The organism is Catalinimonas alkaloidigena, from assembly GCF_900100765.1.
Lineage (GTDB): Bacteria > Bacteroidota > Bacteroidia > Cytophagales > Flexibacteraceae > Mooreia > Mooreia alkaloidigena.
Genome location: NZ_FNFO01000004.1, coordinates 242,242 through 254,431 on the forward strand (window position 1 = coordinate 242,242; position 12,190 = coordinate 254,431).

Sequence of the window (12,190 nt, forward strand, 5' to 3'; positions counted from 1 at the left end):
TTTTCTTTGAGCTTTAAACGCGTAACTCAGAACTTTTTACTTGTCCTCGAACGGCTGAGGCGTAACCATCAGGACGCTCTCTTTCTCGACGATGACCTGTCCCGGTGGCGCGCCTTTCACCTTCCGCACCCACTTTTTGGGGGTATAGATGACCGGGCAAAGCGAGTCGGTTTTGCGTTTGGAGTACCAGGCAGCCAGTTCGGCAGCCTTCTGAATCACAGGGGGCGGAAAAGGCTTTCCGGCCTGGTATTTCAACAGAACGTGCGAGCCCGACACATCGCGGGCGTGGAGCCAGAGGTCTTCTTTGTAGCTGTGCCGCTGGGTGAGTTCGTCGTTGCTTTTGGCGTGTTTCCCCACCCAGATCTGAAACCCACCGTACACAAACGCTTTGTAGGGCAGCGATTCTTCCTGTTGCTGTTCCTCCTGCGTCAGGCCCTTGTCCTTCAGAAACTTGCGCAACGGCTTTAGCTGGTCGAGCGTTTTCACGTGCTCGATTCCGCTTTCCAGCTCCGAGAGGCGCTCCCACTTGGCATCCAGGTTCTGCCGCAGTTGGTTTAGCTCTTTCTGCTGGTTCTTGGCTTTGCGGTAAAAGCGCTCGGCGTTTTTCTGCGGCGACAGGTCCGGATTGAGCCGGAGCGTCAGGTCGCGGTCGTGATAAAAGTCGTAGAGCGTCACCTCACGACTCCGCTCCGGAATCTGGTGGAGGTTCGCCATCAGGATGTGCCCCCACTCTTCGTAGCGGCTTTCCCGTTCCAGTTCTTCTAACTTAGCCGAGGTCTTTTCGATGTAATTCTCCGCCCGCTTGCGTTCGCGCTCCAGCGTGGCCAGCGCCGCGTTTTTCTCCCGTTCCAGGTAATATTCCTGCGTAAAGTAACGGGCGTAACGGTTGGCGGCTTCCAGCGGATCGGTCGTATGCACTAGCACCTCGCCCGTCTCCAGCAGCGAAAGGTGGATCTGCTGATCGTCCGTCCGCACCACGTAGAAATCGGACGCATCGAGTTGCGCCAGCACTTCCTGCACCAGCGCCCACTTCTGTTCGAGCGAAGCTTCCGCATAACCACGCGCCTCCAGCGACTGCCGCACCAGCGGCCCAAACGTCGGATACAGCGTTTTCAGGTTCCCGCCGCTGGCCTCAAACGCAGCATGGCTCTGGTCGATCGCCCGGTCCTCCACCTGCACCCGCTCAACCGGATGGCTGCGGTGAAACTGATCGATCACCTCGCCCGCTGCCCCCACCAGCAGCACGTTGCTGCGGCTACCGAACAGTTGAAACAGCAGCCGCACGCCCCCGCTCAATTGCAGAAAAAAACTGCGTTCGTTCTGTTGTTGCACCACGCGCTCTACCGTCCGGCCGATGGCCTCTGGAAACAGGTCGACAGAGTTGCGCCGCGCCCGGTGAAATTCGTCCTGAAAGGCCAGATGATACGCCTTCGGCGACAGATCGGCCCGGAGGTAAAAATCCTCACCGGGTCGCCCGAAGCCCAGCACCAGCTCGTCTTTCGACTGACTGAAGGCCGTCAGCAGCTCCCACCCCACCAGCTTTGTTTCCAGTGCAGGCGTCAGGTGGCGCAAAAAGTGGTAATTGAACAGCAAAGCGACGTTAGCTTACAAGTTGCAGGTTTGAAAAGATGTAGAGTTTAAAGTTCAACGGTTAAGGCTTAAAGATCAAAGCAAACATTAGAGCCAAGTTGACGCTAGACTTTAAGCTGTAAGCGTTAAGCTTTCAACGCATTGCGCTCAAAGCTCCACCACCAGGCCATCGTAGGCGAGTTCGACGAAGGCGGGCAGACGCGGTGCGACCTCACGGTAGAGGCCGAGGCGGTGGCTGATGTGGGTGAAGTAGCCCTGTTCGGGAGCAAGCTCTTCCATCAGCGCGATGGCTTCCTGCAACGTAAAGTGCGAAATGTGGGGCTCTTCCTGCAACGCATTGATTACCAGCACCCGCGAGCCCCGGATCTTTTCCTTTTCGGCCTCGGCGATTTCGCTGGCGTCGGTGATGTAGGTAAAGTCGCCGAGGCGGAATCCGAACACCGGCAACTTGTGGTGGAACACCTCGATGGGCGTCACGGCAATGCCTTCGACCTCGAACGGCGCGTGGTCGATTTCGTGGAGCCGCAAACGCGGCACCCCCGGATACGGATTTTCGCTAAAGGCGTAGGCAAAATCCTGCGTGAGCTGGTTCAACACCGAACGACGGCCGTAAAGGGGCATGTCGCGGCCCTGCATGAAATTGAACGGACGCACGTCGTCGAGACCGGCCGTATGGTCGCGGTGCTCGTGGGTAAACAGGACGGCATCGAGCGATTTGATCCGCTCACGCAACATCTGCTGCCGGAAGTCGGGGCCCGTGTCGATGACCAGACTCTTGCCGCCGACCGCCAGGTGCACGGACGTACGCAGCCGCTTGTCACGAAAATCGAGCGAGCGACACACCTCACAGTCGCAGCCAATCACAGGCACCCCCTGGGAGGTCCCTGTACCGAGAAACGTTATCTTCAAAATCAGGAAGGGCTTTGGGCCAGACTTGCCAGCAGGGCTTTGCTCTGCACACTCAGGCGATCATCTTCCGGCAAGACCAGGTCGCGAATAATGTCCATCAAGCAGTTGATCTTGCCTTCCAGCGAGTAAAACTGATTGACGATGACGACTTTTTTGTGTTGTAAGATGCAGAAGCCGGAACGGAAGTTTCCTTTTTCATACCGAAGCAGGTACCCTGCCTCTTCGACCAAATGCTCCAGCTTCTGCAAAAAGCTACGGGAATACGAAATCTGCATGTAAAAATATGGTACTACTCAGTTCGTCAGGCGGTTTACTACTTCGACCAGCTTGTCGAAATCGAGCGGTTTCAATAAGTAGTCGTTAATCCCGGCGGCTGTGAAATCTTCTTCGGTATAGTTGCGGGCGTTGCCGGTAATGGCCACAATCGGAATGTTGGCTTTGTTCTGGTCGTCTAACGAGCGAATCTGACGCGCACATTCCATACCGTCCATGATGGGCATGTTGATGTCGAGCAGCAACACGTCGTAATGTTCGGAAGTGATTTTATCGAGCACCTGCTTTCCGTTTTTCGCGGAGAAGATTTCGTAATTCTGAAACTGAAGGATCTTTCTGGTCAGATTCTGAATGACCGAACTATCCTCACCAATAAGCACTTTTTTGGTTTTACTCATGGACTTATGGTATTGAGAAGGTTGGGGTATAGATCCTGATATTCACGGAATTTTTCTTCTAAATATATCAGGTCTTGTTGCAAAGATATATAATTACCTGTTTTTAATTTTTCCTCGGTCAAGCGGGCCTGTTCCGCGAGCTTTTCGACGCCCAGCGTTCCTGCATTGCCTTTCAGGGTATGGAGGTGACTCTTCACCACATTGTACTCTTCACGCGCAGTGGCTTCCTGACACTCGTGCAAAAACTGCTGTGTTTCTGTCTCAAATTCCTGATACGTTTCCTGGGTCATTTCTTCTCCGATGATACGCAGAAGATTTTTCACTTTTTCAAGATTGAGCACCGTACCCGCCGACGCTTCAGGAGCTTCGGCCGGGCCTTTCAGGACTTTGGTCGGTTTCTTCACCCACTCTTTGACCATCATCACCAGCGTTTCGGGTTTGATGGGTTTCGAGAGGTAATCGTCCATGCCCGACTGAATAAACTTGTCTTCGTCGCCCTGCATGGAGTAGGCCGTCATGGCGATGATGGGCGGCAGTTGTTTGTGCTGTTCGCGCAGCTTTTTCATGGCCGTGACGCCGTCCATGTCGGGCATCTGGATGTCCATAAAAATCAGCTCGAAACTGTCGTTCCCCACCGTAGCGAGGGCTTCGGCCCCGTTCGAGGCGGTCACCACATCGCACCCGGCTTTGCGCAAAATTTCGCTGGCCACTTTCCGGTTGATGGGGTTGTCGTCGACCAGCAGAACCCGCGGCGGCTCCAGAAACTGGTAGCGTACGGCCACGGCATGTTCGCTGTCGCGGGACGGCACCTGCGCGGCTTCTACCTCGCGGGTCTGGAACGTAAACCAGAACGTGCTGCCCTTGCCCTTCTCCGACTTCACGCCGATGTCGCCGTTCATCAGGTGGCTCAACTGCTTGCTGATGACCAGCCCCAGGCCCGTTCCGGCATACGACTTGGTCGACGAGTTGTCGAGTTGCGCAAAGTAGTCGAACAGGGCGCTCAGGTTTTCGCGCGAAATTCCAATGCCCGTGTCGGTTACTTCCACGCGGATCAGGTGCTTGCGCTGTGGGTCGTTCCCCTGCGCGGGCAGCACCTGTCCGGTAAAGGTCAGGCGCACTTCGCCCTTGTCGGTAAACTTGATGGCGTTGGACGTCAGGTTCGACAGCACCTGCAACAGGCGCGTTTCGTCGGCGCTGATGTAACGCGGCACCTCGTCGGCCACCTGGTAGTGGAGCCGGATGCCCTTTTGCGACGCCTGCTGCTGGAAGAGCGAAATCAGTTTGTCGATCGTGTCGAACAGCGAAAGCGGGTGCCGCCGCAGTTGCATCTTCCCGGCCTCGATTTTGGAGATGTCCAGAATGTCGTTCAGGATGTTCAGCAGCGTCTCCGACGATTTTTTGACGGTCTGCACGTAGTCGCGCTGTTCGGTATTCAGGGGCGTGTCGTTCAACAGGTCGATCACCCCGATGACGCCGTTCATGGGCGTGCGGATTTCGTGGCTCATGTTGGCCAGGAACTGTTCTTTCACTTTGAGCGAACGTTCGGCCAGATCGCGGGCGTCCATCACCTCCTGGTTCGCCTTTTTCAGCTCCGTGATGTCGCGCGCCACGCCTTCCACCCCGACCACCTTGTTTTGTTCGTTGCGGATCAGGCGCATGTTACAGATGAACTGGATCACCTCCCCCCGTTTGTCGATGATGGGCACCTCGAAGTTACGGATGCTGCCCTTGCGGGTCAGTTGTCGCAGCGAGTCGCGCCGCCGCACGTTGTAGACGTAAAATTCGGTAACTTTTTTCCCCATCACCTCTTCCGGTTCGTAACCGCAAAGTTCCTGCACCGATGGCGAGATCATGGTGATGTAGCCCTCCTGATCGGTTCGGAAGTAAATGTCCTGGAACGACTCGAAGATGTTCCGGAACTTCTCTTCGCTCTCTTTCAGGGCCAGGCCGCTGATTTTTTTCTGGGTGATGTCGTGCCCGATGCCCGAAATCTCTTCAATCTGTCCGTCGGATTTGTAGATCGGGTTGAGAAAGATTTCCCACCAGAGTTCCTCGTTCCGCACCGTTTGCGACGTCTCGAAATTGAGGGGCCGCCCGTCGAAGACCTGCTGGTACTGCGACAGCCACGTGCTGAACCAATGGTCCATCGGGATGCTGTGCTGGGTTCCCTCCTGTCCGAGTGTCACGCCGTAGTTGCTGTTGAAGGATGTGAGGCGTCCCTGGCGGTTTACGGACCAGATCAGGTGCGAGCTACTTTCGAAAATGGCGTTGAGTCGCGCCGTCTGGTCACTCAACATTTCCTCGTCTTTCTTCCGCTGAATACTCAGCGCCACCTGCCCCGAGATAAAGTCGAGTAGTTTCAGGTCTTTCCGGTCGTAGGCGGTGCGGTCGTAATACGAATAGATGGCGATGACGCCGGTCAGGGTGCTGCCCAGCCGGAGCGGCACACCCAACCACACTTTCGGCACGGGCTTGGGCAAACTGACCCCGGCTTCGCGGGCCAGGCCCACCAGCCGCCCTTCGTAAAGAAATAAGGGCTGCTCCTGCTGCATGACCTGATAGGCCAGCCACTCGGCCATCTGCCGCCGCTCGGCGGGATACGGGTCGTCGTCGCCGTGTTCGTCCTGGAAAAAGGCAAACTGCAACCCGTCGCCTTCCGGATTGGTCAGCACAATCGAAAAGTTGTTGGTATCGACCGCCTGCCCCAGTTCCTGCTGAATGTTGGCGTAGAGATCGCGGAGGTTCGGGCTCTGGACCGTCAGCCCGGCAATGGTGTGGTACAGCCGCTGCGACCGCTCGGCACGGGTGCGCTCCGTGATGTCGTGCATGATGACACGGAAGGCCATCGGACGCCCGTTCTGAAACTGGCAGTTGATACTCGCCATCACGTTGATGTTTTTCCCGTCGTGGGTCAGCAGCACCGTTTCGAAGCGCTCGGTAGCGCCGCCCTTCAGCAGCGATTTCAGGTAGCGTTCGATCTGCTCGCGGTGTTCGGGATGGATCAACTGACTGAAGTGCAGTTGCTTGGCCTCGTCTTCGGTGTAGCCCAGCGTCGCCCGGAACGCGGTGTTGCCCGTGCGGAGCGTGCCGTCGGGCGCAAAGATCATGATCAGGTCGTTCGCGTTTTCGAAGAAGTCCTGCAACTGGCGGGTGCTCTCTTCCAGGGCCTTGGCGACGCGCAGTTTTTCCGTGATGTCTTCGCCCACCACCGTGGCGCGCAGTTGCCCGTCGGCGGCGTTGTTCAGGATGATGGTGTTGAACCGCACCACCCGCACTTCGCCGTTCCGAGTCAGGATTTCCTGCTCGAAGTTCTGCATCAACCCTCCCGACTCGAACAACTGCTTCAGATCGGCCACGGCCTGTTCGCGCTGGTCGGGCGGAATCAGGTCGAACCAGTTGCGCGCCTTCAGTTCGTCTTCCTGCCAGTCGGTGATGGTCTGGAAATAGTGGTTGGCATAGAAAAGCTGGCCTTCCTGATCCAGGTTCAGCGCTACCAGCGTGGCCTTGGCCAACACGTTGTGCAGGCGCTTTTCCGACTCGATCAGGGCTTCCTGACGGCGGGCTTCTTCTTCGGCGGCGCGGCGGTCGGTGATGTCGACCGCGCACGAAATGTAGCCCCGAAACTGCCCCTGGTTGTCCACGTAGGGCACGCCGTTGTCCAGCATCCAGCGGTAGGTGCCGTCGGCGCGTTTCAGGCGGTAGTTGATTTCGAACGAACCGCGCCGCTTGAAGGCCCGGTCGAGGGTCACCAGAAAATTGGGCAGGTCGTCGGGGTGCAGGTTGTCGAGCCAGCCGTTTTCCAACGCCTGTTCGGACGTGTAGCCGGTAAACGTGAGCCACTGCCGACTGAAGAAGTTGAAGTAGTTGTTGGCGTTGGTCATCTTCATCAGCACCGGCGCGTTATCGGCCAGCGTGCGGAACTTCGCCTCACTTTCTTTCAATGCCACTTCGGCCTGCTTGCGGTCCGTGATGTTGCGGATGATGGCCACCATCAGGAAATTGTCGGGCGTTTCGAGCGAATTGAGCGTGATCTCCGTGTCGATCAACTCGCCGTCGAGGCGCTGGTGTTGCCCTTCGAACGAAAACGACAGCCCCTTGCGTACGGTCTGAAACCGGCTGGCGACCAGGTCGGACGACAGCGCTCCATCGGGCTGCCGCTCGGGCAGCAGCGAAAGGTAGGGCATGCCGATCATCTCGTCGGTTACGTCGCCGAAAATTTCGGACGCGCGCTGGTTACAGTCGACCACTACGCCGTCTTCCAGGAGAAGAATGCCGTCGTTGGCGGATTCGAACAGCAGCTTGTAGCGCTCTTCGTAGTTGGTCAACTGGCCCTGCAACCGCTCGTGCGTCAGGTAGTTGCCGAGTTCTTTGCTGATGAAGTTCAGCAGCAGAATCTCTTCCCGCCGCACCCGCTCCAGCATCCGCCGGAACACCAGCACCGCCCGCAGTTGCCCTTCCGTTTCGATGGGGAAATAGAGTAGTCGTTTGTCCGGGTCGACCGGGCTGGTCGTCACCACGTTGCGGTGGTAGCGCCGCAACTGCTGAAACGTCTTGTTTTTCAGGTCCAGCTGTTGCAGGGCAGCTTCTTCGTCCGGCTCCATGTGGTACTGCCCGACCAGCCGGCCTTGTTCGGCTTCCTGATCGATCCAGTACACGCCTCCGGCCTTGATGCCGGTCAGCGATAAGGTTTTGCGCAGCGATTTGAGTAGAAACCGCTCCGCCTGCAGCTCCGACGACGCGAATTTGAGAATTTCGTTGATGTATTCGAGCTCCTTATTCCGCTGAGCAATGTTGCGCTCTACCCGCTTCCATTCCGGAATCTCACGGTCGAAGGCAATGACCACCGTGCGCCCGCCCCAGCTGCCGCGCCGGAACGTCACTTCGCGCAGCAGTTGCTCGTCCTGGCGCGTCTGCCCGTCCCAGTCCATCCGCGCCGTTTCGCCGTTCATCGCCCGTTGCAGCAATTCGCGCACACGGTCGGCGTCGTAGTAGCTCCGTACGTGCAGCATCTGGTACGACTGCCCCACCAACTGGTCTTCCGCATAGCCGTACAGATCCAAGGCCGCCTGGTTGATACTCAGGATTTTACCTTCGTCGTTCAGGACCAGAATGGCATCCCCACTACTCTGAAAAATGTCGCGCAGATCTTCGTAAGAGTTCTCCAAAAGCAGCTGAGAACGCCACAATTCCGTGATATCATGCGCCACCACTTGCACGAGCGCCTCCGGGCCTTCGCCCACCAGCCGGTGATGGTAGCTCAACTGACGGATTTCGCCGGCGTGATCGAAGACCGGCAGTTGGCCATGCCCGGCCTTCTCGGACTGCAACCGGGTGATGATGCGTGGGAAGTCTTCGTGGATGTAGGAGGGCGTAATGTCCCGGATGTACAGTTCCTGTCCTTCCTGCACACCCAACATTAGACGGCCGGCGTCGTTCAGCGCCACAATGCGCCCTTCCAGATCGTGCAGGCAGACGAGGTCGTGGCTGTACCGGCTCAACATCTCGGCGAACTGACCATCCTGCGCTATGGTCTGCGCCTGCCGGGCGCGCTTCAATTCTTCGTTCAACCGACGGATTTCGGCACGTAGTTCATCGGCCGTTTTTTCGTCCGGCGGATAGGTACTCTCTTTCATAGGACTTGGGGGAACAACCGGCCACTGTCACGATAACCTGCTGTGAATGAGACATTTTCTTACACACAATTACGGTAGGTTCCACAACACAACATACAGCTTTTTCGGTCCATTTCTAACAAAGGTAATAAATCGGGCATGCGCTCGGTTTTCCGTCATACGACGCCGGGCAGCCCCCTATTGTTCTGTTCCCAAAGGGTACTATTCTTTCAACGGGGAATCCAACCGAAACTTATGTGCCCCAATCCGTACATCCCGCTTTTCTTCAATTCCCTCCTATCTTTGCCACCGTGCCACACCGCCTCCTGTTCACCGTTACCACCGACCTCAGCTACGACCAGCGCATGCAACGCATCTGCACCACGCTGGCCGAACAAGGCTACGACGTACACCTGTGCGGACGTCAGCGGGCGGCGTCCGTGCCGCTGCGGGACACGCCCTACCGCCAGACCCGCCTGCGCTGCTGGTTCGACAAGGGGAAATTGTTTTATCTGGAATACAACGTCCGGCTGTTTTTCTGGTTGCTGCGGCAACCCGCCGACGCCCTCTGCGGCATCGACCTGGATACGGCTCTGCCCGCCTGGCTGGTGGCGCGCCTCAAACGGATTCCGTTCGTGTTCGACGCCCACGAACATTTTACGGAGATGGAAGAAGTGGTGCGCCGGCCGCTGGTGCAACGCATCTGGCAGGCGGTAGAAGCGCTGGTGGTGCCCCGCACCCGGTATGCCTACACCGTGGGGCCTTCGATTGCGCGCTTGCTGGAAGAAAAATACGGGACGCCGTTTGCAGTGATCCGCAACGTCAGCCCGTTGCGTACGACCGAGGTGACGCCTCAGGCCGCCGAAGTGCCCTATCTGCTGTACGTAGGGGCTGTGAACGAAGGGCGTGGCCTGGAAGAGTTGCTGGCGGTGATGCCGCACCTCCCCTGTCACCTCTACATTTGCGGCGAAGGCGACCGGCTGGAGGCGCTGAAGGCGCAGGCCCAAGCGCTGCATCTGAACGAGAAGGTGCGTTTTTTCGGGTACGTGGAGCCGCACCGGTTGCCTCCGCTTTTGGCCGGGGCCACGGCAGGCTACCTGATGCTGACCAACCAGGGATTGAGTTACTATTACTCACTGGCAAACAAGTTTTTCGATTATCTGCACGCCGGGATTCCGCAGATTACCGTCGACTTCCCCGAGTACCGCGCACTCAACGCCCAATACGAAGTTGCCCTCCTGACCGAACTCCGTCCCGAAGCCATCCGGGCGGCCGTCGAAACGCTGTGGTACGACCGCGCCTTTTACGAACGCCTTGCGGAGAACGCACGTCGGGCACGGCACGAACTCAACTGGCAGCGCGAATCGCAGAAACTGCTTCGGTTTTACGAGGGCGTATTTGCCGGTGCAGGTGCCGTAGCATCGGCCGAAGGCGCTTCGTCCGTAGGCGTTACGCCCTCGAAATAGTCGGTGATGTCGGTGAGTTTCTCGCAGATGTCCCACAAGCGGCGGGCCGTTTCCGGGTCGTAAGTTTCGCGGGCCGACCGCTTCGGAACGCATTTGTCCCAGTATTGTCCGCTTACGCCCTGCACCACGGGCGACGACGCCAGAAAGATGTTGGTTCGGGCACCTTCGGCCGGGGTTACGCCTCCGGCGCGGCGCACTTTCCACGCCAGACTGTGCAACGAAATGGTGTGCTTCACGCCGATGTCGGTCTTCACGAGGCCGGGTTGCACCGCGTTGATGGTCAGTTGATTCATGCCCCGCGCCCGCAAGCGGCGGTTCAGTTCGCGCACAAACAGCACGTTGGCTCGTTTGGATTGCGCGTAGGCACGCAACCCGTGGTACCGGTGCGTCAGGTTCAGGTCGTCGAAATGGATGTGGGTCTGGAAATGCGAATCGGAACTCACGCAGACGATGCGCCCGTCATCTGACCGGCTCAGGGCGGGAAGCAATTCGTGCGTCAGTAAAAAGTAGGCCAGGTGATTCACGGCAAACTGTGTCTCGACGCCTTCTTTCGTCAGACGGAGGTCCGACAGCCAGATGCCCGCGTTGTTGACCAGCACGTCGATGCGCGGGTGCTGCACACGAATGGCCGCCGCCGCTTTCCGAATCTGATCCTGCACCGCCAGATCGGCCGCCACGGCCGTCACCTTCGTGCTGCCCGTCGCTTCGCGGATGCGATCGACCGTACGTTGACCTTTCTCCGTGGTGCGGCACACCAGAATGACCGATGCGCCTTTGGCGGCCAGTGCTTTGGCCGTTTCGTAACCGATGCCGGTGTTGGCCCCCGTTACGACACATACTTTTCCTTCCATAGTGGGCCAAAAGTAGCTACTTCCCCGCAAAGCCGCCGTGCTGTTGCGCCATCGTGTATTTTTACCGTCCGTCGCCCCAACTTTTTACCGGCAACCGCGGTTAAGAGGAAGTTGAACGGCGCCAGACGTCCGTCGAATCCAAAGAAACACACCCCATGGGCATGATCCCGATCGGGTTGGCAGCAGCCGTTTTTGTACTGCTCCTGACCCTACTAAGTTATAATACCTTGCGCACGCACCTGGCGCAACTGCAGGCCCTGGCCACGCAGGCCACCGAACTGCTACGCACGTGGAACCAGCAACTAGAACTGGTGGAATCCGGCACCAGTACGGCGGAGGCTGCCCCCCTGCGTGTTCCGGTCGAAACCTGGGCCAACCAGCCCGAAATGTTTCTGCACAAGGTCCCGGATCTTTTTTCGGCCACGCCGGCGGAACTGAGCGGACTGGCGCAAGACCTGCGTACCCTCTGGCAACAGGGGCGCTCGGCGCTGCTGCACTACAACGGCCTGGTGTCCAAAGGACCGACGCGTGTGGTGGCGCGCTGGTTCGGCTTTCGCCCGATCAGCGGCTAGGCGGAGGGCTCACAAGTTTTCGAACGCCGGATGGTAGTAAACTGTCCCGGCGACACCCCGCAAAGCACCAGGGCGTAGTTCCTGCAACAGGAACACCTCGTCGGGCACGTCGTACTCGCTACGGAGGGCGTAACGCGCCGCGGCCACAAAGCCAAATTTCGGATAATAGTCCGGGTGACCCAACACCAACACGGCATCGACACCCCGCTGTCGACACGCCTCCAGTCCGGCCTGCACCAGCGCCGCGCCGACTCCCTGCCGCTGCCAGGCCGGTAGCACCGCCATCGGGGCCAGCCCCATCAGGACGAGCGCGGGATGCCCGGGCAGGCGCATGGGCGAAAATAAAATGTGGCCAACCACGCGTCCTTCCGCTTCGGCTACCCACGACACCAACGGCGATGCCTGCGCACGCAAGTCCTCTACCAACCGGGCTTCGGTGGTGGTTTCGAAAGCGGCCGTATGCACCGCACGGATGGCGGCCTGATCGCCGGCTTGTTCCTGACGAATCTTCATCTTGTT

At 58.3% G+C, this 12,190-nt stretch carries 9 protein-coding genes; 2 read left to right on the top strand and 7 right to left on the bottom strand.

What is annotated here, in order from left to right:
- Positions 1-36: 36 nt before the first annotated feature.
- The 5 genes from BLR44_RS11955 to BLR44_RS11975 all read right to left on the bottom strand — a co-directional run bounded on the left by BLR44_RS11955 (position 37) and on the right by BLR44_RS11975 (position 8,803).
- Positions 37-1,593 carry an NFACT RNA binding domain-containing protein gene (locus BLR44_RS11955; RefSeq protein ID WP_089682103.1) on the bottom strand — a complete coding sequence of 519 codons (1,557 nt, stop codon included), beginning with the start codon at positions 1,591-1,593 and terminating at the stop codon, positions 37-39.
- Positions 1,594-1,737: 144 nt separating this feature from the next.
- Positions 1,738-2,499, bottom strand: coding sequence for an MBL fold metallo-hydrolase (locus BLR44_RS11960; RefSeq protein WP_089682105.1), 762 nt, complete (start codon positions 2,497-2,499; stop codon positions 1,738-1,740).
- 2 nt (positions 2,500-2,501) lie between these two features.
- On the bottom strand, positions 2,502-2,774 hold the full coding sequence (locus BLR44_RS11965; protein ID WP_089682107.1) for a hypothetical protein: 273 nt from the start codon (positions 2,772-2,774) through the stop codon (positions 2,502-2,504).
- A gap of 18 nt (positions 2,775-2,792) precedes the next feature.
- A complete protein-coding gene (locus tag BLR44_RS11970) occupies positions 2,793-3,170 on the bottom strand; it encodes a response regulator (protein WP_089682109.1) in 378 nt (125 codons plus the stop codon).
- On the bottom strand, positions 3,167-8,803 hold the full coding sequence (locus BLR44_RS11975) for a PAS domain S-box protein (protein ID WP_089682111.1): 5,637 nt from the start codon (positions 8,801-8,803) through the stop codon (positions 3,167-3,169). Before BLR44_RS11975 ends, BLR44_RS11970 begins: the two co-directional genes overlap by 4 nt.
- Positions 8,804-9,093: 290 nt before the next feature.
- Between BLR44_RS11975 and BLR44_RS11980 the strand changes: the two genes are divergently transcribed.
- Positions 9,094-10,248: a glycosyltransferase gene (locus BLR44_RS11980; RefSeq protein ID WP_143017250.1), complete on the top strand. Its 1,155-nt coding sequence runs from the start codon at positions 9,094-9,096 to the stop codon at positions 10,246-10,248.
- On the opposite strand, the gene BLR44_RS11985 is transcribed toward BLR44_RS11980, so the two are convergent.
- Positions 10,167-11,099 (bottom strand): SDR family oxidoreductase, encoded by a 933-nt coding sequence (locus BLR44_RS11985; protein WP_089682116.1) that lies wholly within the window; start codon positions 11,097-11,099, stop codon positions 10,167-10,169. The genes BLR44_RS11980 and BLR44_RS11985 overlap by 82 nt on opposite strands.
- 155 nt (positions 11,100-11,254) lie before the next feature.
- Here BLR44_RS11985 and BLR44_RS11990 point away from each other — a divergent pair, with 155 nt between their 5' ends.
- Complete coding sequence (locus BLR44_RS11990; RefSeq protein WP_089682119.1) at positions 11,255-11,671, top strand: hypothetical protein; 417 nt, start codon at positions 11,255-11,257, stop codon at positions 11,669-11,671.
- A 9-nt stretch (positions 11,672-11,680) separates the two neighbouring features.
- Here the strand turns inward: BLR44_RS11990 and BLR44_RS11995 are convergent, their stop codons facing one another.
- A complete protein-coding gene (locus BLR44_RS11995; protein WP_089682121.1) occupies positions 11,681-12,184 on the bottom strand; it encodes a GNAT family N-acetyltransferase in 504 nt (167 codons plus the stop codon).
- Positions 12,185-12,190: the final 6 nt, after the last annotated feature.